Raw genomic sequence first — 24,254 nt, 5'->3', positions numbered from 1 at the left:
AGCGACGTAGCTAGTCAAGTGAAAAAGGGATGAGCCTCGCCAAAGACGATTTCAGCACCCCAAGGTAGAGGAAGCTAATATGCCTCATCTTGCCCGTATATTGATTTATCCAATTAAATCACTCGATGGTGTTGCCGTTTCTAGTGCAACGGTTTTAGCAAGTGGTGCATTGCAGCACGATCGCGAGTTTGCCATTATTGATGCTCAAGGTAGATTTGTTAATGGTAAGCGCAACGCGCAAGTTCACTTGTTGCGATCGCACTTCTCTCTATCTCGTCGGACTGTTACACTGCAAATACAAGGCGATCCAGCCCAACAAATTTTTCATCTTGATGACCAAAGACAAGCGCTAGAAGCTTGGTTGAGTAGTTTTTTTGGTTTTTCTGTCCAATTAAAACAAAACTTGCATACAGGCTTTCCCGACGACACTGATTCGCCAGGACCCACTGTAATTAGCACCGCAACGCTAATAGAAGTTGCTTCTTGGTTCCCTAATATAAGTCTCGATGAAATGCGCCGTCGCATCCGTGCCAATATCGAAATCGATGGCGTTCCCGCATTTTGGGAAGATCGACTATTTAGCACAACAGGTGATGCTGTTTCTTTTCGAGTAGGAAATGTAGAATTTCAAGGTATCAATCCTTGTCAGCGCTGTGTTGTCCCTACACGCGATTCGCTGACAGCAACACCGTATCCTCATTTTCAAAAAACATTCATCGCCAAGCGCCAAGAAACATTACCCTCCTGGGTAGCAGCATCGCGTTTTAATCACTACTTTCGCTTGAGTGTAAATACAAGAATTCCTAAAACGCAACAAGATAAAAGTATTCACTTAGGCGATACAGTTGAAGTTTATTCCCACCAAAATAATTGATGGCGTGTTCTTTCCGCGAGAGAATGCTCCTACCCAAACAGTGTATTTTGTAGAAATTCAATTTCAAAAAGAGCAGTTACTCTATCATCGACTATTTGCCAAACTCTTCTTATTTCTTAACCAAAATCCTTCGACTCAAGATTGACATACTGTAATTTTGACCCGAAGCGCAGCTGAGAACCTGATGTCTCAAAGCTTTATCAAGTTTTACTAGAAAGTTCGAAAGTGCAGCGGATTTATCTTGATATAGCAGAAGTTAGGCAGACAGCGTAACTGCAATCTTAATACTGATCTGATGGCGTAAACTTTTTTAAAACTGGAGACGACAGCAGCAACAAATAGTAACGAAACAATCACTTACAAATACTTGGCGCGATCGCTTATGCGTGGTCAAATGAAGATCGTCCCATAGATAGTTTTCTCCAGACTATGCACAACTTTACTGCACGCTCTTCTGCCTTATTTGCAACTTTAGCTTTACTACTGTCTGCGTGTGGTGGAGCTAATACAGGTACAAATACAACTAATACTGCAACTAATACAACAGCAACTTCATCTTCTAATCCAGTTCCTATCGGTGTTGCATTAGCGCAAACAAGCAATGTCGCCCTACTAGGTCAAGAACAAGTTGCTGGCGCTAAAATTGCTGAAAAGTATTTTAACGAACAAGGCGGGATCGACGGTACGCCAATTAAACTCGTATTTCAAGATACAGGTGGCGATGAAGCTGGTACAATTAATGCTTTTCAAACTTTAATTAACAACGATCGCGTTGTTGGCATTGTTGGTCCTACCTTATCACAACAAGCGTTTAGTGCCGATCCTATTGCCGAAAGAGCCAAAGTTCCCGTGCTTGGACCATCAAATACTGCTAAAGGTATTCCGCAAATTGGCGATTACATCGCGCGCGTTTCTGCACCAGTATCGGTTGTTGCGCCAAATTCCGTACAAGCTGCATTAAAGAGTAATCCTAATATTAGACGAGTAGCTGTTTTCTACGCACAAAACGATGCTTTTAGCAAGTCAGAAACTGAAATTTTTCAACAAACTGTTAAAGACCAAGGACTCGAATTAGTCACAGTCCAAAAGTTTCAAACAACCGATACAGATTTTCAAACGCAAGCAACGAATGCATTAAACTTAAAACCCGATTTAGTAATTATTTCTGGATTAGCAGCTGATGGTGGTAACTTAGTGCGGCAGTTACGCGAACTTGGGTATCAAGGCACAATTGTTGGCGGTAATGGTTTAAATACATCAAATGTATTTACAGTCTGTAAAGAATTTTGCGATGGCGTATTGATTGCTCAAGCTTACAGTCCCGAACATCCTGGGGAAATGAATGCAGCTTTTCGCAACGCTTATATGAGTCAATACAAAAAAGAACCACCTCAGTTTAGCGCCCAAGCTTTTACCGCCGTACAAGTTTATGTAGAAGCCCTCAGAGCTTTAGATAGCAAAACTGATATTAATACTTTACCATTACCGCAACTACGCAACGAACTGAATAAGCAAATATTAGCAGGAAACTATCAAACTCCATTAGGTGAAATTTCTTTTACTCCTGAAGGCGAGGTCGTGCAAAAAGAATTTTATGTAGCTCAAATTAAGATGAATAATAATGGCAATAGCGGTCAATTTGCGTTTCTAAAATAATCTTATAACTAGATTAATCCAGCAATAATATTGATGCTAAGCGCCAAAATTACCGTATTAAAAAAAAAGGTGATAATGCTATGTACTAGAGTAAGACGTCTCATGATACGTGATGTTATTTGAACGTCAGAGACTTGGCACGTCATACCAATCCCAAAAGAGAAGTATAAAAAATCCCAGTAATCCGGTAGATTTTCACTGGGAAAGTCTAAGCCTCCGTTCGAGCGGTAGTAATAGTGTGCATAATGGAGGGCAAAAATCACATGCATCAGTAACCAAGAGCAAATAACAGTTAAACCCGCAAGCATGACGTGGAGTATCAAAATCACCATAGGTAACCCTTGGTCATCTTTCAGCATGAAGAAAATTGCTAGAAGACTAGCGCAAGCCGTACTGACTATCAAGCTAAGAATTGTCCAATTTCCCTCGTCTTGATGTTGCGTATGAAAGTGCATCTTCTGGGAAGTAGCATTGACAATCAATAACCAAGCCAAACTTAAAAAGGAAATTGTTCCCAAGTTCCAAGCAATGATAACGCGTGCGGCTGGACGTAACCAAGACGGTAGTAGGAGATAGGCTAATCCAGCAACTCCTATGGATACTACTATTCGGGTTCGGGCTTTGAAAATTCTTAGCAACTGAGGGTCACGAACAGGTTGCCTACTTATTTTAGGATGTAAAGTGCAAAAAGCAGTATATCTTAATATCAAATCTAGTTAATTACTGAAGACTAGAGTGAAGAGTGATTATATGAAGTGTGACTGAAAATTATAAATACAATGGGCATAACGCTATTTTTACAACAAGTTCTTAATGGTTTATCAATTGGCAGCGCGTACGCTATTTTCGCTTTAGGATATACTCTGATATTTTCGATTTTAGGTATTATTAATTTTGCCCATGGAGCAATTTTTACCTTAGGTGCTTATTTTACATATGCACTGATGGGTGGTGCGTTTGGGTTTAATGGTTTGCTTGCTAATGCTGTCTTACCGTTTCAGCTACCGTTTGCTGTCGCTTTAATTTTGGGAAGTACCCTTGCTGGTTTAGTCGGCGTCGCAGTTGAACGTATTGCTTTTCGCCCGTTACGTCGTCGTGGTTCCGATCCACTCTTAACGGTTGTTTCGAGTTTGGGTGTCGCGGTAGTCATTGTCAATGTCATTCAATATTTAGTCGGTGCGGAAAGTTATACTTTCCCAGCGGGTACATACGGTAATCTTCCTGCTGCGATTAACTTTGGTACAGCAGAACAACCCGTACCGATTCGCAGCGTACAAGTTGTGATCTTCACGGTATCTGTCGTGATTTTGACAATTTTAACGTTGTTTATCAATCGCACTAAGTACGGTAAAGCTATGCAAGCTGTTGCTGAAGATCCAACGACTGCAAGTTTGCTGGGAATTAATACCGATCGCTATATTGTTTTGACATTTTTTATCAGCAGTTTTCTCGCGGGTTTAGCCGGAACTTTGGTTGCTTCGAGTGTGAGTATTGCAGGACCCTATTTTGGGATTGCTTTCGGTTTAAAAGGTTTAGCAGTAATTGTTCTGGGAGGATTAGGGAGTATTCCTGGCGCGGTATTAGGCGGTTTAATGATTGGTTTGGTGGAAGCGTTCGTCCCCGCCGATTACTCAGCATATAAGGATGCGGTTGCTTTTGGCATCTTATTCATTATGCTGTTAGTCAGACCTCAAGGGTTATTGGGACGTCGGTTTGTACAGAAAGTATAGTTACACTGACCTATTACCATTCACCCATTCATAAATACCACTACAAGCTGATTGAGCACCCAGTGCGATCGCATTAGACTTTTTTAACATCCCTCAATCACATTCGTTCGTGGCAATGGTAGATATTTACATCCTCGACCTACTCGTGATAGGTCTGCTTTTATTGTGTGTCACTCTAGGTTCAGGATGGATTTCCCGTTTACCAATTTCTTTCGCCTTAATTTACTTGGTGGTAGGTATTGTTCTTGGTCCTTATGGGTTGAATATCGTCCAAGTACGTCCTGATGCACAGTTTTTGGAACGCCTCACCGAATTCGTTGTCATTGTTTCGCTGTTCAGTTGTGGCTTGAAGATGAATCGCCCTTTAAATGCAAGTGCGTGGCGTTCGACGATTCGCTTAATCGGCTTTTTGATGCCATTGTCCATTTTTGCGATCGCCGCAGTTGCGCATTGGTTTTTGCGTATGGAGTGGGGACCTGCAATTTTACTGGGAGCCATCTTAGCACCAACTGACCCTGTATTAGCCTCAGAAGTCCAACTAACGCATACCGAGGACCGCGATGAGTTACGCTTTGGTTTAACTTCCGAAGGTGGTTTAAATGATGCTTTAGCCTTTCCCTTCGTCTATTTTGGAATTCATTGGTTTGAAGACGGTAATGACTGGCAAGAGTGGTTTAGGCAATGGGTTGCAGTAGATTTACTTTGGGCAGTGGCAGTCGGTATGGTTGTGGGAATCGTAGTTCCCTGGATTGTGGTGACAATTGACCAGAATATTCAAAAGCATACAAAAGTCGATGACTTGATGGAAGACTTTGTGGCGCTGAGTATTATTCTGCTTACCTACTCTTTAACCGAAGTTGTCAATGGCTATGGGTTTTTAGCTGTTTTTGTTGCTGGAGTCGTCGCACAACGACGTTATGAAGACCCTGAAAAACCTTTCTCTCAAAAAGAATTTACTGAACGCATCGAAAAACTCCTTGAAGTCGGAACAATTTTAATCTTAGGGTCAATGCTACGATTACCCGCGATTCAAGAACACGCGATCGCCGCTTTAATCATCGGAGGTTCTCTATTATTTATCATTCGTCCTCTCGGAACCTGGTTAAGTACAATTGGTGGCGATTATCGTCCAATCACGCGTTGGTTATTCGGCTGGTTTGGCGTGCGTGGTGTTGGTTCTATTTACTATCTTACCTATGCCTTTGGTCATGGGTTAGAAGGTCAATTAGGCGAACAAATTGCTTGGATTACTTACATCACAATTGTGATATCTGTAATCTTGCATGGAATCAGTACGACACCTTTGATGAATGCATACAACCGATACAAAAACAACCGTCAGCGCAAAATCAATGCATCTGTCTAATGTGGTAAATTCTCATCCTCTTTCTAAATCTTTCTCCTGAACTCGGAAGAAGCTAGATGAAGGCGTTGTTGCATTGCATGTTTGTCTTTGCTGTTAGCAAAAACAGGGATTCAGCAGCATTAAATTTAACAATTGTTGTATTGATGAATACTATTTAGCTTAACACTAGCTGATTCCTCTGGTAGAAGTTACATGAAATGGAAAAGGCTAAATTTTATAGGAGCAATATCCGTCAAAACAACAAGCGATGAATAAACAAGGAGGGTGCATGAAAATTGGAATAGCGATTGCATAGACGTCTACCAAAGCAGAATAAAGTTATTTCTTTGCCCTCTCAAAAAGCATTTAAGAGAATTCATTTCTAGGCTTAGAAATGCATAATAAACATCTCAAGTCAGCACAATGATTAATGATTCTGACTTAAGAAGTCACCGTTGAACAATAAACTATAAATTTGGAATCAAGAGGCACAATCGCTAATGAGACGTTTTCATTTAGATAAGCTTATTTTGGCAAGTGTGACTTTTAGTCTAGCTACTTTGCCTTTAACGGTTCCTGCGATCGCACAAACAGCAGGTACTGGCACTGGTACAGTAGAAACTACGACTCCTGGCGGTACAACTGGTACGACTACCGCGCCAGGAACTACCCCTGGTGGTACAGCCCCAGGAACAACAACGACGCCAGATGGCGATACAACAACAGGCGGTACAATTCCTGGAGAGCCTACCTTTGGTGGAACAACTGGAACTACTACTACTGAAACCCAAACAGATAGGGGAGGCGGTGGCGGTTCTTGGGGTTTGTTAGGATTAATTGGTTTACTTGGCTTAGCAAACTTCTTCCGCAAACCTTCTGAACCAGCGTATCGCGACCCTAATACGGTAAACACAGGTACGGGAACGGGAACGACTACTAGATACTAATTTAGAAAAAGGGGTAATGTTCAATTACCCCTAATTACGTAGCTTCTGGATTTAGCTGCATCATTTCCCACGTTGTATAAGTACCAACAGGACTCCAGAGAAGATACGGTAAAAGTAGCAAAGCTGCTAAGCCTGAAATATTCCCCACAATGAGCGTGAGTACGATTCCTAAAACAACTCCAGTAGCGCCTAAGGTCGTACCAATTTTCAGATTTCGCGATCGCAATGTGGCAGGGATATAAGCAACTGTAACAACTTCCAACAACAAGTAAAGCCCCATAAGTAACCACGTTGAGACACTTCCTGGGGCATTTTCCCATACAGTTGCAGCGGATAATGCTCCACCTGTAAAAACTATTGTCCAGATAACAGGAATCAGTGGTTCAAAAACTAACCACTTTGGTCGATTTAAGTTTTTTGCCCATTGTGTATCGCGTGGTCTAAAAAACAGACTAGCTAGGGCAATTAATATTGTTATCCCTCCAATAATCATCCAAGGTTTAAGCATTTTGATTTACCCAAGATTACAGCGATCGCGCTTTGGTGACGTTGATTTAATTTCAATCGTGTCAATTCGCAATTGGAATTTAATCAGCCTTAGGTAAGAAAGCAAAAATCATAGTTGATTATTTGGAGGCTGTCTGTTCAAATTTTAATTTAGGCTGTAATACCGATATTAAATTGAGTTTTTTCTATTCGTTTCCTTTAACTTTTTCTACTATTTCTTTCGCTTTTTCTACTAAACCTTCTTCTTTGGGCGTTGTTACAGTTTTTACATTTACTTTTTTATTTGGCTTTGTTAATGTATTAGCATTTGCTGAAGCTTGCTTTGCTTCTTCAAGCATTCCAGCGCCTTCACCCAATTCGTAGGCGCGTTCAATTTTTTCTTCAGGTGTGAGGAATTTTTCCTGTGGGGGAACTAATTTTTGTTCTGCATACGTAGCAGCATAACCAGGAGCAGCACCCAGAAGAACGAAACAGGGTATTAAGATAACTATTAAACAAACTGCAAACCATAAATTCAAAAGCCGACGCATAAAATTTCCTCGTTAGATAAAGGCTAGTTTGTAAGAATCGCATCCTACTTTGATATATTTATTGCTGCCTTCTCTCTAAAGATAGATTGGAGCTAAAAAAGTTATAGCCATTCTTGATGCAGCTTCATACCTCGGCTGGCGATCGCTTGATGAAACAAATCTGTCGATACGGCTTGTTCGACCGTCCAGACTCCAGGTTTTTTAAGTTTTCCTTCAAGTAAGAATTGCGCAATGCTACCCGTACCGCAACCAGCAGCGATCGCAGTATTCTCATGCACTAACGTAGAACAGTAACGTGCTTGCGTTCCCTGTTTATCGCCGCTTACTTCCGAACGAATCGCCACACCAATACCACTAAAACGATTTGTGACGTCGGTCATCGTGTGGCTGACATGCGCCAAAAACTCGATCGCACTTGGCTGTTGCATTAAAGGCTTGGGAAACCAGTGCGCTGCAATCCACGTGAGATGATTATAAAAATCAGGACGCGAACCAAATTTCGTAATAACGGTTTTAACGCTGGGGAACGCTTCGGGTAGAGTAAAAGTTTCCGGCATATTAAACCAGTAAACGTGCGATCGCCCGTAGGGTTTGGGAAATTCAACCGTTTCGCGATCGCTATACGGGTTTACTTGTTGCCATTTACCATCAATCCAAGCTTCAAAAGGTTTCTGCAATCCTAGAAACGTAGTGCGCATCACGGTAACTCCAGCACCACCTGAACCAGAAACGAGATAACTTAGATGAATGCGTTGGGCTTGGTCAAATTGCTCAACACCCTCGCGTACCATACTATTAGAAATACCAGGGAAAATTCCTGTGTTAATAATTGCGGTAACTCCTGCTTCTGCTGCGGCTGACTGGTATGCTAAAGCTTTACGCGTAAAAGAAGGATGGTCGCTGACATCAAGGTAGTTAACACCTTGCTCGATGCAAATCTTGAGGACGCTAGCATCGCGATAGTGAAAAGGTCCAGCGCTATGAACTACAAGATCCGCTGATGCGATCGCTTTGTTTAGGGCTGCAATATCTGCTAAATCGAGCGATAAAATCTCTACTTGAGAACCCAAACGTTGTTTAACAGCGATCGCTGCGGCTGGTTTTCTAGTTGTGATAATTACTTCTGCTTGAGTATAGGTGGCAATATCTTGGGCAATACTACTGCCAATCCTCCCCCGACCTCCAAGAATGAGAACCCTCGCCGTCATTGGTTAAGATTTGGTCACATCATAATAATCATTGCAGCAGAAGGACTGCCTTAGTGCCTCTGTACGAGGTATTAAAAATTTAGAGGTAGCGGACATCAATCAAGCAGCGGCTTCTAGATTTAAGTCCCCCACGAGTGGGGAGCCAGTACGCCTTTGGGGGAGTGTCCCCCATTGTAGCAACTGGCGTGGATTTAGGGGGTAAGAAGCTTCAAACAAACAGCATCGAAAATAGCTTAGTTAATCTTAAACACTGACTCGACAGTAGATTTAATCGAATCTCTCGCATCACGTAGCGTTTGGGCGATCGGCTGTTGCGTTTGCAGAAATACCCGCGCGCAATTGCGTCCTGGCATTCCCGAAATTGAGCCGCCTGGGTGAGTTCCTGCACCAGTAAGATAGAGATTATCAATAGGCGTGCGGTAGTTTGCGATTTCTGGTAACGGGCGGAAGAACACCATTTGGTCTAACGTCATATCGACGTGGTAATAATTACCTTTGTACGCGCCGAGGCGTTCTCCTAATTCTGCGGGGCTTTCGACTTGTCGGGCAATGATTGCGTTTTTGACATTCGGTGCGTAGTCTGCGAGTTTATCAATTACGCGATCGGCAACTTTATTTTTAAGTTCGTCTGTCCAACCAGTACCGTTTAAGCCTGTACCTTCAGCACCTGCAATTTGATACGGTGCGAAGAATTCGATCCATGCGGTGTGCTTTCCAGGAGGTGCCATTGAAGGATCGCGGACGGTGGGAACTACCAAATACATCGACGGATCGTCATCGGGAATCTTACCCAAAGTACATTCACTATGTGCTTTTTCGACATGACTCACCGAATCGGCAATTAATACCGAACCGATGAGATATTCATCTTTATGGTCAAATCGTTCAAAGCGCGGTACTTCATCTAACGCCAAGTCAATTTTGAGAATTGTTTCGTTGTTATTGACAATTCGGCGTTCTAAACGTTCGCGTAAATTAGGTTCGACTTGATCGATATCACTTTTATCTACTAGTTGCAGAAAGACTCGCTTTGCATCAATATTGGAGATAACACCTTTGTTCGCACGGTATTCTTGACCACCTGCAACGCGAACGCCAACAGCTTTACCATTATCGACTAAAATCTTCTCAACGCGCTGATCGCAAAGAACAACGCCACCCTTGCTTTTGACTAAATTGAGTAACGCTTGTACCAGCGCACCTGTACCGCCACGCGGTCTTGCCATACCAGGATCGTGGCGCATTGCCATCATAATTGCACCAACTGCGATCGTTTTTTGCGAAGGCGGTGCACCGAGTTCAGCAGCGAGTCGGGCTAGTGGTGCTTTGAGAAATTCGGAGTCGAACCACTCGTTGAGTAGATCTTCAGCACTCGTCAACATCGTGCGGATAAAGTCGAGTGTTTTCGATGGTGCGCCAATGACAGAGAATAAGTCTCTAATTTTTTTAATATCGTAGTTACCAAGAATATCAATAACAGATTTTGGTGGGGCGTTGAACATCGGAATCATCGCACCTAGTGCCCGTTGCCAGTAATCGGTATATTCGGCGTATTTTTTCGCGTCACGTTCGCTATATCTTGCAATCTCTGCGCAGGTTTTTTCTAGCGATTTATGACCTAAAAAGTACTTACCGTCTGGATGCGGGCAAAAGACGACAGGATCGCACTCTAGATATTCTAAGCCGTACTTTTCAAGTTCGAGTTCTTCAACAACCGGACCTAAGTGAATAAACTCGTGGTCGATCGCGCACAAGTTAAATTTAAAACCAGGTGCTTCTTGCGGTAACGATTCTTCAGTAGTCGCTGCCCCACCAGGAATAGAACGCTTTTCTAGTAATAAAACACTATAACCAGCTTTAAGTAAATACGCAGCGCATACTAGACCATTATGTCCAGCGCCAATAATCACAACATCATACGCTTGCATGGGTAAACTCCAGCGATCAGGTACCTTCCCGATATCTTAGAAATAAGTTAAATATTACAAAATCATTCGCGAGTTAGAGAGCTTATTCTTGATGGCGATCGCATTCGCTAAAATCGGGAAGAACCTTGCTAGGAGCCAAAAAGCAAGGATGACAATCCTTTTTTATATTAGGCAAACTTAATTTTAAATAAAGAATTCAATCTGTGGTTTGGGTGGAATACAATCGCGTTGTTCGAGTTCTACGAGAATTTTCGCCACGCTTTCTTCTAAGGTTTCTTCGGCGGTGTAGCAAACAATATCTGGGTTTGTCGGTTCCTCGTAAGGATCGTCAATGCCTGTAAAGGCGCGAATTTCACCAGCACGTGCCATGGCGTACAATCCTTTGACGTCGCGTGCTTCGCACACCTCAAGCGGTGCATTGACAAAGACTTCGATAAAGTTTTCCGTTGTAGCGCGTAAGTTTTCTCGCGCCTCTTGGTAAGGACTAATCGCAGCGACAATTGCCGCGACGCCATTGCGACTTAGAAGATTGGCGACAAAACCAATGCGACGGATGTTTGTGTTGCGGTCTTCGCGACTATAACCCAAGCCTTTGGAAAGATTGGTGCGGATAATATCGCCGTCTAGAACTTCGACTAAACAACTGCGTTCTTTAAGTTCCTGTTCGAGTTTTCGAGCAATTGAGCTTTTACCTGAACCACTTAGTCCAGTTAACCAGAGTACAAATCCTTGATTTGCTGGATATTTTCGTTCAGGAAGGAGTTCTTCCTCATCGTCTACAGGCGCATCATCTACGATTTCTGTTCGCAACCACTCTTGCATCTTACGTCCCATAGAAAACCATCACTTTAAGACCTAGTACAGAAACTAGCAACAACTCCTTGAATCATCAATAGAGTAAAAATCAGTTTCTGTTGAAACTCAATCATATCTGTAACTTATTAAAAATGCAATCTAATTGCAAAACATTCAAAATACAAATTTGAGTAAAGGTACAGTTGTATTTCATGTCACAATGAAAAAGGCGCTTGTTTAAAGTCTTTGGCATGGCAACACAGGCTGGGCATCTTACAGAAACTAACATTGTGAAGGTGCTAATTCAAAGCAATTATCTGTTTCGCGGCTTCGATGAAACGTGGCTGAGTCACTACTTGCGTCTTGAAGGCATACCACAGGTTAAGCTATATGCGAGTCGTCCAATTTATACAGCGTTTCAGAAAGGCGAAACTCTAGACGTTTTGTATGCGATCGTGGCTGGGGGACCTGTGGTGATTCGCAGCACTCCTTTAGATCGAGTCATTGGTATTAGCTACCCTGGTAGTTGCTTCGGAATGCAAAGTTTACCTTTTGGCTACGGATTGATCTGTAGGGCGTTTCCTAGCTTGGTAGAAGCTTATAAAACAACGGATGTTGTCAAGATTCCTGTCGAAATGGTACGAGCACTTTACAAAGATAGTGAAGTCTTTCGCCAGCGCTACGATTTGCTATTTGAACTTCAACAAAAGTTTCAATACCATTTACTCAATTGCAGCACTTACCCCCCCCAAGCTGTTGCAGCTTTGCTACGCGCGCTTGTCTATCAAGAACGCGAATTAGGCAATCAACCAGAGACAAACGCAACTTATGTCTTTGACTTACCAATTGACGTGATTGCGCGTGCTAGCCAACTTAACCATCGTACTGTTGAGCAAGTGATTAAAGGAATGCGTCAAGTCAAGTTACTGGCACCAGCAACCTCACGCGATCCCTCTAGTGACACGATTAAAGTTGTTAACGCTGAAGGTTTGAAGGAAACTTACAGCGCGACTAGAGATAAAGTATCGTGGTGGCCCTTGCGAGATAAGTAAGCTTGGCGCGTTAACTTGTTTTTCGGTGATTGTGGTATACAGGTTCATACCTGTCAAACTGACTTAAGATAACCTGTTAAGACGCTTTTCTACATCACAAAAGTTGTTATGTCTTTTGCTAGACACATCGAGCAGACTGATCCGCCGCGTCCTGCCAGAGAAACGCTACCCACGATGTATGATTTACCCAGCGAAGATCCAGAGGAGCCAGGCTTGCCCGATGAGTTTCACGACTTTCAACCTGAGTTATTGCGGATGACATTTCAGCCTCCTGCTTATCCACTGGAGCAGGTGTTTAGTGCTAGTGACATGAATCTTTATTACGATGTCCGTCATCCAAACCGCTACAAGCGTCCGGACTGGTTTGGTGTAGTTGGCGTGTCAAAACTCTATGAAGGTCGAGACTTGCGTCTTAGCTACGTGATTTGGCAAGAGGGTGTAAATCCATTTGTGGTTGTTGAGTTACTTTCACCCGACACAGAAGCTGAAGATTTGGGAAGAACAGAGCAAAAAGATAACCAACCACCAACAAAATGGCAAGTTTACGAACAGATTTTACGAATTCCCTACTATGTGGTTTTCAGTCGATACACTGAACGCCTACAAGTTTTTCGCTTACAGGGCGGACATTATCAAGAACTCGACCTTAGCGAACCTAAAGTTTGGATGCCAGAAATAGCACTCGGTTTAGGTTTATGGCAAGGCGAATTCGCAGGAATTAATCGCCTGTGGTTGCGGTGGTACGATCGCAAAGGAAATTGGGTTTCAACGGAGGCTGAACAAGAACGCCAACGTGCCGAACAAGAACGCCGACGTGCTGAACGATTAGCACAGCAGCTAAGAGCTTTGGGCATTGATCCAGATGACGACCCTCAATCTGACCAGTTTTAGGATTTGACATACTCACTGCCCTTGAAGGGCAGTGATTCTTGACGGCTCACAGCGACTAGCTACGGGAGTAGTCTTATGGTCGCTCCCCGTCCGTTTAAGGTCGTGCCGATGCCCCATGCCGACCATTTCTATATTTCGGGATGCGTTTTCATCCCTTTGTTGCTCAGTACCACAACTCAAACAAAGTACTGAGCGAACAGATAACTCAATCTTGCCCCAACGACACCCACAGCAAGAACAAGTTTGACTAGTAGGTTCCCATCTACTAATCACCCTGAAATCCCGATTAAGTCTTTGAGATTTACCCTCACAAAATACCCGAAATTCTCTCCATCCCTGCAAACTAATTACTCTTGCTAGCTTGCGATTTCTGACCATTCCTGACACATTCAAATCTTCCAAAACAATAGTTTGGTTCTCACTAACTACTTTGGTTGATAGTTTGTGCAAGAAATCTTTACGGGTATCTGCGATTTTATTGTGAAGTTTTGCAATCTTTAATCTGGTGACTTCACGGCGTTTAGAACCTTTCTGCTGTCTTGCTAGCTTACGTTGTAGTTTACGAATTTTTCGGTCTTTCTTGGAGTAATTAGGGCTTACTGCTTTTTCCCCATTACTCATGACCGCAAAAGTTTTGATTCCCAAATCAATACCAATGCTTTGGTTTTTAGCTTCAGATTGAATATGTTCTGTTTCTACAACAAAGCTGAGAAAATAGCGGTTAGCACAGTCTTTGATGACTGTTACGCTGCTTGGTGCCGATGGTAACTGTCTTGACCAAATAGGTTTAACATTACCAATTTTAGCTAGATATACTTCGTCTCCTTTGATTGAGAATCCACCAATTCTAAATCTGGCTGATTGTCGCCCAGTCTTCTTTTTGAACTTAGGACTACCGACCTTTTTACCTTTGCGCTTACCTTTAAGTGAGTCGAAAAAGTTTTTGTAAGCAACTGCCAAATCAGCAACAGATTGTTGTAACGGGATATTTGAAACATCAGACAACCATGAACGCTCCAATGTCTTCTTAGCTTGCGTAATCACTAACTTTTGTAAGTCATTGTTACTAGGAAGCTTCTCGGACTGCTTACAAATAGCCAGTGCATCATTCCAAACTACACGCACACAACCGAACAACTGAGCTAAAAGCTGTTGCTGTTGGTCTGTTGGGTAGACACGGAATTGATACCTGGCTTTCATAGACAGTGTATAATTGGTCTGTAGGAATTTTATACATTGGTGAGCAGCGTGTTGGGCGGGTTCCCCGACTTGTAGCGACTGCTCACCCGAAGGGTCTACAAGAAGTGACAAGCCAGTTTCGCAGAGAAAGACATTCTGTTACAGACTTAAAAATTCATTTGGTCTGCATTACCAATATCGTAGGTCTGTATTCACAAAAGAAAGCCTTGAATTAATTGATAAAACGTTTAGAGAAGTAGCCAATAAAATGGATTTTCAATTACTTGGATTTAACGGCGAGGATAATCATGTTCGCGCACTTATTGAATGTCCACCTAAATTGTCTATCTCTCAAATTGTTAACGCTTTGAAAGAGGTTTCTAGTCGCCGTTATGGGCAAGCTGGATACCCAAAACCCAATAAACAAGCTTTGTGGAGTCCCAGTTATTTTGCTGTATCTGTTGGGGGTGCGCCATTAGAGATCCTAAAGCAGTACATCAGAAATCAAGAAAAGCCATCCTAGAAGGACGGGGCTTGATCCCATTCTTTTGGTCACTTTGAAGATATTATTGTTCCATTGTTGGAAGTTCGCGGATAAACGCTTGAGCTTGCAGTAAGATACCTTCTTGCTGTATTTCCATGTTGCTCACGCGCAGCGCTATTTTATCTAGATCGATGTAAGCTGAGTTGACTAATTCCTTGACTTTTTGTATCAATGCAGCTGTAAATTCCAAGGAAACTCCATCACCTTCAGTACAGTTAAACATTTCTAACATTACAGGTTCAGTTCGCGTACGCGGGCGCGCTGTTGCATGAAATGCGATTTGGCGGGTAGTCCCTTTTTCTTGCAACACAACCTTGCCATCAAACACCATCTTATTGCCACCTGGTAGCGTGAGTTGCATTTGCTGCATTTCCAAGTTGACCTTTTCCCCATCAACATCTAAATCAAATTGCGCTTGGTTAAGAACATAATCGCTATTCAACGCGCGGTTGAGATCTTCTAGGGACATCACAAGACGGGCGTCGGCTTGTACCGGCTGATTAAGTTCGACTTGTCCGAGCAATGCACTGAAAGGATTGATGTCAATTTTATTTGTCGACAGTTCCATGTGCTGGACGCGGATATCTTTTTGCAGAACAACACCTTCACCAGCGATCGCCACTGCGTCTGCTTGTCCTTGTAGAATCTTCCACAGGTCAGTTCTTACCTCAACATTAATTTCCTCTGCTTGCTCGATTCGGCTAGAAAGTCCAATTTCTGCTGCTTTACTGATTGCCTGTTCTTCTAAGCGTGCGTCATCCAACATGATATTTGCGATTTCCTCTAATGCTACTCACTCCAAGCTTGCGTTGTACAAACTCAAGATTTATAAGGCTTCTAACTGTTACTCTAGAAGTTGAAGCAGCAACAGAAATCTATATTACGGAATAAACACTTTGGTAGAAACCACTACCTTTATACCAGCACTTTTGCGGGTTGCTGTGCTTTGACTACCATTTTCATACCGCTTGCTGAAGGAACGATGGTAATCCCGCGACGTACAGGATAAGCTGGACGCGAATCAGCTAAATCTAAGTGAAAGCGCGATAAAATATTTGCCAGCACAAGTTTCATTTCATACATCGAAAACGCTACTCCAATACAACCACGAATTCCACCACCAAAAGGTAAATATTCGTAAGGCGAAAACTTACGCGCTAAAAATCTTTCCGGTAAAAATTGTTCGGGTTGAGCATAAGTTTCTGGGCGACGGTGTGCTAAATAAATGCAAGGAACAACAATAGTCCCTGCCTCAAACTTGTCATCAGCTATTTGTACAGAATCTCTAACCATGCGCGGCGTACAAATTAAGCCAATCGGGTAAATTCTCAGCGTTTCCTGACAAATCGCGGTTAAATAAGGGAGAGCCGCAATTTCTTCTGGATGTTCTGAAGATGCGGCTAATTCTTGTAATAATTTTCCTAAAACTTGTGGTGAAGAGTGAATTAAATAAAACGCCCAACTCAAAGCTGCTGCAGTAGTTTCGTATCCTAATAACAGTAGTGAAACCAATTGATCGCGCAACTCTACATCAGTCAGTGGTTGACCATTTTCATCACGGGCGGCTATTAACATTGAAAGAATATTACTGCGCGTGGTATCGTTTTCTTGCCGACGCTGCGCAACTTCGCTATAAATTAATTCATCAATTGTTTGTCGGCGTCGTAAGAATTTTCCCCAGGGACTCCACGCACCCAAATCCTTTTGTAACGGTGGAAAGAAAAACAAACTAGAGTACAAAGGCTTTGTGACATCATCTAATAGCGAACCGAGTAACGTTTTAATTTTGTCATAGCGCGTTCCTGGACTAATCCCAAAAACAACTTGTAAAATGATTTGTAAAGTAATGTCTGACATTTCGTGCTGAAGCGAAATAACTTTACCTATAGACCACTTGTCAGTGACATTTTTTGTAATTTGCGAGATAATTTCTCCATAAGCCTTCATGCGATCGCCATGAAACGGTGGCATTATTAATTGTTTCTGACGCTGATGGCTACGACCTTCTTGTAAAATAATCGACTTGTCTCCCATCAACGGTTTAAAAACATGAGTTGCCTTCTTAAAATCAAACTTTTCGCCAGGTAAAGCAAAGATTTCCTTAATAGCTTGCGGGCTACTAAAAAACGTAACTGGTGGAGACTTTAGCCCAAGCACTCTAACTGTAAATGGATCTCCATATTGCTGCGCGCAACTTTCTAAAAACTTTGTTGGCTCAGAAATTAATTGCAAAGTTTGTAACAATGCAGGAGTTTGTATTTTCAAATTTACTCGCATATTAACTTCAGCTTTTCCTATAGTTCAGTCGTTACTTTGCTATACAACGGTAGAGCTCGCAATTAAGATATTTCTGTTACTAATAAATCAATATTTATTACTTTTATATGCCTATATTATATCTTTCCGCGCAACTATTTATTCGAAACTTTCTCAAGAATACTAAAAAGTCTCCTCCCTCTCCTTTGTATACTGTGGGTGCTTTGTGGTCTTTCTTCAATAAAAACACCTCATTTTCTCATTGCTGTGACTTTTTCTTCCAACTAGGTACCCAATTAGTAAAAATTGCTAAAGCAACAATGACTAAAGCTACAGAAGCACCAAAAGGTAACAAATTAGGAATATTATTAACAACTGCTCCAAGAAACAGAATTGATATAACAGCAACCACAGTACTAATAAGTTTATCTTTGAGATCGTCAAGATTGCGAATTAATAACCAACCTGGCAAATTAAGCTGACTAATAAAAAGTTCGTATAAACCAAGACCAATTACTAAAATGACAGTTGCCAAAAGCACAATATCAGCTATCTCTAGAAAATTAATAGCAGCATCAAAAACAACACTTTTAGATAAACCATCAGTAAAACTTCGCTGCAGTAAACCAATAACAGCAACAAAGGTTTGTATTGTACTATAAATCATTAAGACTAGTACTGCCATAACATTAGACAAAGCAGGCAAAATCATAATATATTTTGAGGAAGAGAGTAGGCGACGCATCATAAATATTTAAAATGTTGGGTTAGAGAAACGACAAAGGTGTGGCAATTTTCAAAAATTTAGATTACTAGAATTGATTTTTGTGAGAAGTAGAAGTAATAATTTCGGAAATGAGGAAATTGTAAAATCGTTATTAAGTCACATCAACAACAGTACTGTAATTACAGAGGAAATTGAGCATGACGGCATCGACGCAAGCGGCAAAGTTAGCAACTCCAGATTTCTGCGAGGGAATTCAGTATTTTGGAGAAATGCTGCCCGAATTTGAAACTTATGGTAGAGAAGCCGCGATCGCCTCTGGTAATACGTCGATTAGCGATCCTGAAGATCCAGCAGTAGTTTTTCAAACGCTACTTGCTGCTGATGCGCTGCGTTATCTAACGTTACAAATTACAGCAAGCAAAGCTTCAGGACATCCAGGCGGATTTGCCAGTCAAGTCGAAGCGTTTGCCGCACTAGTCATGCTAGGACACAAAAACATTGTCACCGAAGTGGGACATCACGCCCCAGGCTTTTATAGTGCGATGTTCCTCGACCGATCGCTGGAAGATATGGGTATCGAAACAGTACAACAACTGCGCGATCGCTTTCGCGAACATCACGGCTTACTCGGGCACTTATCCGGTTACATTCCAGGAATTCTCTCACCCGCGGGTCCGTTAGGACAAGGGCAACACTTTGCAATGGCAGCTGCGCGACTGCATCCTGACAAACTGTTTCCTGTAACAATTGGCGACGGTGGATTAGGCGAACCTTACATTATGAGCAGTATGGCGCATTTCCATACGGCGTATCCAGGCATGACGAACTTTTTACCCGTGCTGGTGTGGAATGGGTTTAGCCAAGAGCATCATAGTATGGTTTCCACGCAGTCGAACGAGCAAATGATGACTTATTGGCACGGTAACGGCTTTGAAGAAGTTGTGCTAGTCGATGCCAAAGACTTTGACGACCAAGACCAACCAGGAAATTATGTAGATAGTACCGCGTTTTCCTTCAAGCAACGGTTAGCGTTTACCAAAGCAGTGTTAATCGCCGCTGACGAAGCCGCCAAATCGGCATTAAGTGGAACGCGCACAGTACTCATTATCAAACAATTAAAAGGTGCTGGAGTCCACGCACGAGGCGCAAAATCGCACAACCTCTATGCCATGCACACGCTGGATAATCCAGATATTGTCAAGGCGCTGCAAGCCCGCGCCTTAGCCCCAGAAGCTTGGCAACTGGTACGCACCAACTTTGAACGTGCGGGAGGAGGTCCGGCGAGTCGCGTTGTCGTGACAGAATCGGTTTTAGAATTACCAGAAATTAAAGACTTACCCTTAGAAGAATACCCTATAGGCGGCGATCCGAAAGTGGCAACAACCGCGATGGGACGATTGGTAGGGAAAGTCGGCGAATGCGATCGCAACTTCTTGGTGACGAATGCGGATGGTAACGAAGCGTCGGGAATTGCCAATATCAACCAAGCCTTAAAAATCATTCACCCGACCGAAGACCCGCTGTACAATCAAAAACCTGGCGGACAAGTTTACGAACCACTCAGCGAAGATGCTTGCGCAGGTTTAGCCGCAGGTTCTGCACTGATGGGTAGCCGCACGTTGTGGTGTTCCTACGAATCTTTTGCGATCAATGGTTTACCGATTTGGCAAACTGTGACACAAGCAATGGCAGAATTACGTCGCCCCACACCTTCAACAGTAACTTTATTTACGGCTGGCGCATTAGAACAAGGGCGTAACGGTTGGACGCACCAACGCCCAGAAGTGGAAGCATATTTTGCCGCGATGATGCGCAATGGTAATGTCTTTCCCATCTTCCCTCCTGATGCTAACTCTATTCAAGTTGCCTACGAGTGGGCGTTGACAACGAAGAATAAAGGTATTGTCATCACCGCAAGTAAGTCACCCTTACCAATTCGCACCACGTTTGCACAAGGAAGAAAAGCAATAGAAGATGGCGCGATCGCGCTACAAGAAGCCTCTGGAAGTAAAACTGTTGTGTTTGCCGTTGTTGGTGATATGGTATTGCTACCAGTGTTAGAAGCTGCGTCGGCGCTTGCTGTCCAAGAAGTCGGCGTACGAGTTGTATCGGTTGTCAATCCTCGTCGCTTGTATCGTCCGAGTGATGTGGCGTGGGATAGCTGCGCTGAACCTGATGGCGATTTCCTTGATGATGCAGAATTTGAAAAGTTATTCGGTGGCGATGCTTTAATTGGGGTAACGGCAGGTGCGAGCGGAATGCTCGAACCAATCATGCTGCGCAGTACCGCTAAACGCGACACGTTTGCTTGGAAACGCGGAGAAACAACGGCTAGCCCTGCGGAGCTTATGGCACTCAATGGCTTAACTGCGGAGAATTTTGTGAAACGTGCGATGGAATTAGTGAGTTAGCCCCATGAATCCCCCAAATTATTGGGGGACTTTTCATTCTAGATCCAAATATCCGAAGTGCAATCGCCTCCAGGGTAGCGCATCTCGTGCGCGCGTGCGGGACCTGCGGGTTCTTTACCAAAGTCTACATAAAAGTCTTCATTAATTTTTAGACCGCCGTTTTCGGTGTCGCAGTCAATCTGCAACATATACGAACCACTTTTTGCTAAGTCTGGATAAAATTGATTATCCCAGGTGCTAAATAGCGAGTTGGTGACGTAAAGCCGCTTACCGTCAAGACTTAACTGCAGCATTTGCGGTCCACCTTGAAGCTTACGTCCTTGAACTTCACCACCTTTACCCAGCAAGCCACCGCACCAAACTTGTCCTGTCAGTTTGGGGTGTGATGGATCGCTAATGTCATACTGACGAATGTCACCATGCAGCCAGTTGGAGAAATACAAATAGCGATCGCTCATGGAAATGAGAATATCTGTAATCAGCGACGGTACAGGAATTGCCCAACCTTCGATCTCGACCGGCGGAACATCAATCACTTTCTCGACCTGCCATTGTCCGTTTGGTTTGTGCCAATGCCATACATTACTACTGAGTGCTGCGCCGACAAAGCCATGGGTACTATCAGGATCGTGATGAAACCGAACTTCTAACGGAATTAACCCTTCCTGACCTAAATCTACACTTTGGATGATTTTATGCTGCGACCAATCCCAAAAGTGTAGGTGACGACCGTAGTTACCATTGGTGACATCGTCAAGGTCAAAGCCAGGGTAATACGTTTTTGGCGCGCCCCACTCGCTGCTAACCATGACGTTATGGCGCGGTTGATACCAAAAGTCATAGTTGAAGTTCATTCCTGAGGAGAGTTCCCAGCGTCCTGCAATTTCAAAATCCGCGTTGAGTAATAAAAAACCACCAGGCGCATTACCTTCGCTGTCGCCCAACATCGAAATCATCACGTGACCGTCTGCTAAGCAATGTACTGTATGCGGCGCGGTTAGATTCGTCTTTTGGATAATTTCTTCAGGTTCAATGACTTTGTGGATTTTGGGCGATCGCTCCTCGGCAACATCGATAATATAAATTCGACTCGATCTTTGACCAGGAACTACCAAAAAGCGCCGCGATTTACTCGCATCGCCATGACACGAACTGCAAGCATTCCAACCAAAATGATGCAATTCGTCACCAATATACGGCATCGGCAAGCGATGAATCACTTGCGAATAGGTCGGAGAGTTAGGATCGACGTCGATCGTTGCTAAGTAGTCAGGTTCTTCGATTCCTGTCCCTGTGTAGAGCGCGATCGTATAAAGTAATTTTTCGCGTTCGGCTTGGATTGCAGCTGCTGGCGACGCGTAACCTGGTCCGCAACAAGCATGATTGTGATTGCTCATATCTCTTACACCAAAAGCAGTAAGATTTTAGAATCAAAGTTCCCGATTTCCGACCTTTGACCCCTGACTCTATAATTCCAGTTTAGATGGCGTTGTGTCCGAGTGAGGTTACAAATGAATACCGCATTCAGTTTTCCCCATACCTCGCCAGCGCCCTGCGCGTTCGTCTTCACCTGCATTTACTGGCGTTGTTGTTGGTTCGTCGCCAATACTTGGATAGCCGCGATCGTGTAATGGATTGTAAAGCACGTTGTGTCTCATGACATACTTCCACACATCTTGGCGCGTCCAACAGGCTAAGGGGTTAACTTTCAGTCGTCCGTGTTTATCGCGTTCAAAAATTGGAGTATGCGATCGCGTTGACGATTGATCGCGGCGTCTTCCGGTAATCCAAGCTGTTGCACCTAATTCACGCAAGCCCCGCTGAAGTGGCTCAACTTTCGTTAAATAATGGTATTTCTCAAAATCTTTTTCCCACAGCGCTTCTCCGTAGCGCGCCGCGAAGCTTTCCCGCGAATCGACATCAGGAACTCGATACACGTGTAGATCTAACTTGTAAAGCTTTTGGGCGTCGCGGACAAGCTCCAAAGTTTCTGGAAAATGGTGTAGCGTATCTAGAAATAAAACTGGTACTGGAGGATCGGGCTCGATTTGGTACAGCATATGCATAATTGCCATACCATTAACGTTAAAAGCGCTACTTTGAACTAACCCAGGACGCAAATTTTCTAGGCACCACCCCAGGATATTAATTGGATGAACTTCGGCAAAGCGCTGATTCAGTTTGTCTAAATCAAAACTTTGTGTTGTATCTACTGCGACATCTTGAAGGAGCATAAGTTAGCTTTTTTTGATCGTTCGACGGGGCTTTTTCTGACTTCGTGAAAGTACACCCAACAGCTACTCGCGCTTCTGTCACATTGTTACAAGTTTAAGCTTTTCTAGCTATACAGCGGCACGAGCGATCGCTTAGTGCCACTCCTTGTTTCCTTTGACAAATATTGCTAATGCTGGGTATCCTCTCCTATTTTAATCTACGGTAAATTGGTAGGAATATCGTACTTTACTTTCTTGAGCAACTCAAAGTATGACATAGAAAGAAATCCAAAGCAAGTATTAAAATCCTAAAAACCTATCGGGTAACCGTAGTATAATGAAATTACCTGTTAAGCTGTGGCTGGTAGAGCCTGTAAAACGATGCGAATTGCTCAAGATATTACTCAGTTAGTCGGTCGAACACCATTAGTACAACTCAATCGCATTCCACAATCAGAAGGATGTGTGGGACGAATCGTCGTCAAGCTAGAAGGAATGAATCCCGCGGCTTCTGTCAAAGACCGTATCGGTGTCAGTATGGTCGCAGCCGCCGAGGAAGCAGGTTTAATTGAGCCTGGAAAAACTGTCTTAGTCGAGCCGACTTCGGGTAACACAGGTATTGCTTTGGCAATGGTCGCAGCGGCTAAAGGTTATCGGTTAATTGTGACAATGCCGGATACGATGAGCATTGAACGGCAAACGATGCTCAAAGCTTATGGTGTGGAATTGATTCTGACACCTGGTTCGGAAGGAATGCGTGGCGCGATCGCGCGTGCAGAAAAAATTGCGGCAAAAACTCCGCATTCATTTATGCCACAACAGTTTCGCAATCCAGCAAATCCGAAAATTCATCGCGAGACAACCGCTGAAGAGATTTGGGCAGATACGGATGGTGAAGTTGATATTCTCGTCGCTGGCGTCGGCACAGGCGGGACACTTACTGGCGTTGCTGAAGTCATTAAAGCACGTAAACCGAGTTTTCAAGCGATCGCGGTAGAACCTATCGCTAGCCCAGTTCTTTCTGGTGGTAATCCAGGCGGACACAAAATTCAAGGAATCGGTGCAGGATTCATTCCAGAAATTTTACGTACCGACTTAATTGATGAAATCATCACGGTCAAAGATGATGATGCTATGAATTATGGTCGCCGTTTAGCACGCGAAGAAGGATTGCTCTCAGGTATTTCTTCTGGTGCGGCTCTAGCAGCGGCAATTCGAGTTGCAAAACGCCCCGAAAACGAGGGGAAATTGATCGTCATGATTCAACCGAGCTTTGGCGAACGCTATTTGAGTACAGCAATGTTTCGCGAAGATCTTGCAGAAACCCCTGCTTTGGCGGGAATTGGCGCTGATAAATAAGGCTAGAGAATTGGTAATTGGTAATCGGAAAGCATCTAGCGATCAAATAAGAGCCAATAGCTAATGCTGATTGCTATCAATTAGCCAATTACCACTTACCAG

22 protein-coding genes and 1 pseudogene are annotated in these 24,254 nt (G+C 43.3%); 11 read left to right on the top strand and 12 right to left on the bottom strand.

Annotated features, from left to right (window positions below):
* Positions 1-79: 79 nt before the first annotated feature.
* The 3 genes from B1A85_RS12365 to B1A85_RS12355 all read left to right on the top strand — a co-directional run bounded on the left by B1A85_RS12365 (position 80) and on the right by B1A85_RS12355 (position 2,530).
* Complete coding sequence (locus B1A85_RS12365) at positions 80-874, top strand: MOSC domain-containing protein (RefSeq protein WP_104547207.1); 795 nt, start codon at positions 80-82, stop codon at positions 872-874.
* Positions 875-878: 4 nt separating this feature from the next.
* The gene (locus B1A85_RS26135) at positions 879-1,019 is read left to right on the top strand and encodes a DUF2887 domain-containing protein (protein WP_371681660.1); all 141 of its coding nucleotides are present in this window, start codon (positions 879-881) and stop codon (positions 1,017-1,019) included.
* 284 nt (positions 1,020-1,303) lie between these two features.
* The gene (locus tag B1A85_RS12355) at positions 1,304-2,530 is read left to right on the top strand and encodes an ABC transporter substrate-binding protein (protein ID WP_104547206.1); all 1,227 of its coding nucleotides are present in this window, start codon (positions 1,304-1,306) and stop codon (positions 2,528-2,530) included.
* 8 nt (positions 2,531-2,538) lie between these two features.
* Here B1A85_RS12355 and B1A85_RS12350 read toward each other — a convergent pair whose 3' ends face one another.
* Complete coding sequence (locus B1A85_RS12350; RefSeq protein ID WP_104547205.1) at positions 2,539-3,168, bottom strand: DUF1345 domain-containing protein; 630 nt, start codon at positions 3,166-3,168, stop codon at positions 2,539-2,541.
* A 141-nt stretch (positions 3,169-3,309) separates the two neighbouring features.
* On the opposite strand from B1A85_RS12350, the gene B1A85_RS12345 reads away from it, so the two are divergent.
* From B1A85_RS12345 to B1A85_RS12335, 3 genes are all read left to right on the top strand, one after another.
* Entirely contained in the window at positions 3,310-4,260 is a 951-nt protein-coding gene (locus tag B1A85_RS12345; RefSeq protein WP_104547204.1) for a branched-chain amino acid ABC transporter permease, read from the top strand.
* Positions 4,261-4,375: 115 nt separating this feature from the next.
* Positions 4,376-5,626 carry a sodium:proton antiporter gene (locus B1A85_RS12340; RefSeq protein WP_104547203.1) on the top strand — a complete coding sequence of 417 codons (1,251 nt, stop codon included), beginning with the start codon at positions 4,376-4,378 and terminating at the stop codon, positions 5,624-5,626.
* Positions 5,627-6,105: 479 nt separating this feature from the next.
* Positions 6,106-6,552 carry a WGxxGxxG-CTERM domain-containing protein gene (locus tag B1A85_RS12335; protein WP_104547202.1) on the top strand — a complete coding sequence of 149 codons (447 nt, stop codon included), beginning with the start codon at positions 6,106-6,108 and terminating at the stop codon, positions 6,550-6,552.
* A 34-nt stretch (positions 6,553-6,586) separates the two neighbouring features.
* Here the strand turns inward: B1A85_RS12335 and B1A85_RS12330 are convergent, their stop codons facing one another.
* The 5 genes from B1A85_RS12330 to cysC form a co-directional block, all read right to left on the bottom strand.
* Positions 6,587-7,060: a TspO/MBR family protein gene (locus B1A85_RS12330; protein ID WP_104547201.1), complete on the bottom strand. Its 474-nt coding sequence runs from the start codon at positions 7,058-7,060 to the stop codon at positions 6,587-6,589.
* A gap of 184 nt (positions 7,061-7,244) precedes the next feature.
* A complete protein-coding gene (locus tag B1A85_RS12325) occupies positions 7,245-7,577 on the bottom strand; it encodes a hypothetical protein (RefSeq protein ID WP_146087170.1) in 333 nt (110 codons plus the stop codon).
* Positions 7,578-7,690: 113 nt separating this feature from the next.
* Positions 7,691-8,797, bottom strand: a complete 1,107-nt coding sequence (locus B1A85_RS12320; protein WP_104547199.1) for a saccharopine dehydrogenase family protein — start codon at positions 8,795-8,797, stop codon at positions 7,691-7,693.
* Between the two features lie 233 nt (positions 8,798-9,030).
* Complete coding sequence (gene crtO / locus B1A85_RS12315; protein WP_104547198.1) at positions 9,031-10,725, bottom strand: beta-carotene ketolase CrtO; 1,695 nt, start codon at positions 10,723-10,725, stop codon at positions 9,031-9,033.
* A gap of 183 nt (positions 10,726-10,908) precedes the next feature.
* Positions 10,909-11,559: an adenylyl-sulfate kinase gene (cysC, locus tag B1A85_RS12310; protein ID WP_246841405.1), complete on the bottom strand. Its 651-nt coding sequence runs from the start codon at positions 11,557-11,559 to the stop codon at positions 10,909-10,911.
* A 212-nt stretch (positions 11,560-11,771) separates the two neighbouring features.
* Here cysC and B1A85_RS12305 point away from each other — a divergent pair, with 212 nt between their 5' ends.
* Complete coding sequence (locus B1A85_RS12305) at positions 11,772-12,572, top strand: cAMP-binding protein (protein WP_104547197.1); 801 nt, start codon at positions 11,772-11,774, stop codon at positions 12,570-12,572.
* A 108-nt stretch (positions 12,573-12,680) separates the two neighbouring features.
* Entirely contained in the window at positions 12,681-13,463 is a 783-nt protein-coding gene (locus B1A85_RS12300) for a Uma2 family endonuclease (protein ID WP_104547196.1), read from the top strand.
* A gap of 12 nt (positions 13,464-13,475) precedes the next feature.
* Here B1A85_RS12300 and B1A85_RS12295 read toward each other — a convergent pair whose 3' ends face one another.
* The gene (locus B1A85_RS12295; protein ID WP_104547195.1) at positions 13,476-14,663 is read right to left on the bottom strand and encodes an RNA-guided endonuclease TnpB family protein; all 1,188 of its coding nucleotides are present in this window, start codon (positions 14,661-14,663) and stop codon (positions 13,476-13,478) included.
* Between the two features lie 104 nt (positions 14,664-14,767).
* On the opposite strand from B1A85_RS12295, the pseudogene tnpA reads away from it, so the two are divergent.
* Positions 14,768-15,165: pseudogene (gene tnpA, locus B1A85_RS12290) on the top strand (IS200/IS605 family transposase).
* A 43-nt stretch (positions 15,166-15,208) separates the two neighbouring features.
* On the opposite strand, the gene B1A85_RS12285 reads toward tnpA, so the two are convergent.
* From B1A85_RS12285 to B1A85_RS12275, 3 genes are all read right to left on the bottom strand, one after another.
* Positions 15,209-15,952 (bottom strand): DUF2993 domain-containing protein, encoded by a 744-nt coding sequence (locus tag B1A85_RS12285; RefSeq protein ID WP_104547194.1) that lies wholly within the window; start codon positions 15,950-15,952, stop codon positions 15,209-15,211.
* A gap of 149 nt (positions 15,953-16,101) precedes the next feature.
* Entirely contained in the window at positions 16,102-17,463 is a 1,362-nt protein-coding gene (locus B1A85_RS12280; RefSeq protein WP_104547193.1) for a cytochrome P450, read from the bottom strand.
* A gap of 238 nt (positions 17,464-17,701) precedes the next feature.
* The gene (locus B1A85_RS12275; RefSeq protein WP_104547192.1) at positions 17,702-18,190 is read right to left on the bottom strand and encodes a YqhA family protein; all 489 of its coding nucleotides are present in this window, start codon (positions 18,188-18,190) and stop codon (positions 17,702-17,704) included.
* A gap of 176 nt (positions 18,191-18,366) precedes the next feature.
* Between B1A85_RS12275 and B1A85_RS12270 the strand changes: the two genes are divergently transcribed.
* The gene (locus B1A85_RS12270) at positions 18,367-20,580 is read left to right on the top strand and encodes a transketolase (protein ID WP_104547191.1); all 2,214 of its coding nucleotides are present in this window, start codon (positions 18,367-18,369) and stop codon (positions 20,578-20,580) included.
* A 38-nt stretch (positions 20,581-20,618) separates the two neighbouring features.
* On the opposite strand, the gene B1A85_RS12265 is transcribed toward B1A85_RS12270, so the two are convergent.
* Both B1A85_RS12265 and cysH read right to left on the bottom strand, forming a co-directional pair.
* A complete protein-coding gene (locus B1A85_RS12265) occupies positions 20,619-21,977 on the bottom strand; it encodes a selenium-binding family protein (protein ID WP_104547190.1) in 1,359 nt (452 codons plus the stop codon).
* 108 nt (positions 21,978-22,085) lie between these two features.
* Positions 22,086-22,814: a phosphoadenosine phosphosulfate reductase gene (gene cysH / locus B1A85_RS12260; protein WP_104547189.1), complete on the bottom strand. Its 729-nt coding sequence runs from the start codon at positions 22,812-22,814 to the stop codon at positions 22,086-22,088.
* A 360-nt stretch (positions 22,815-23,174) separates the two neighbouring features.
* On the opposite strand from cysH, the gene cysK reads away from it, so the two are divergent.
* Positions 23,175-24,152 carry a cysteine synthase A gene (gene cysK, locus B1A85_RS12255; RefSeq protein WP_104547188.1) on the top strand — a complete coding sequence of 326 codons (978 nt, stop codon included), beginning with the start codon at positions 23,175-23,177 and terminating at the stop codon, positions 24,150-24,152.
* Positions 24,153-24,254 lie beyond the last annotated feature (102 nt).

This window comes from Chroococcidiopsis sp. TS-821 (assembly GCF_002939305.1).
In the GTDB taxonomy this organism is placed as follows: Bacteria; Cyanobacteriota; Cyanobacteriia; order Cyanobacteriales; family Chroococcidiopsidaceae; genus Chroogloeocystis.
The sequence above is the reverse complement of the archived record's forward strand: the minus strand, read 5'-3'. Positions and strand labels throughout refer to the sequence as shown.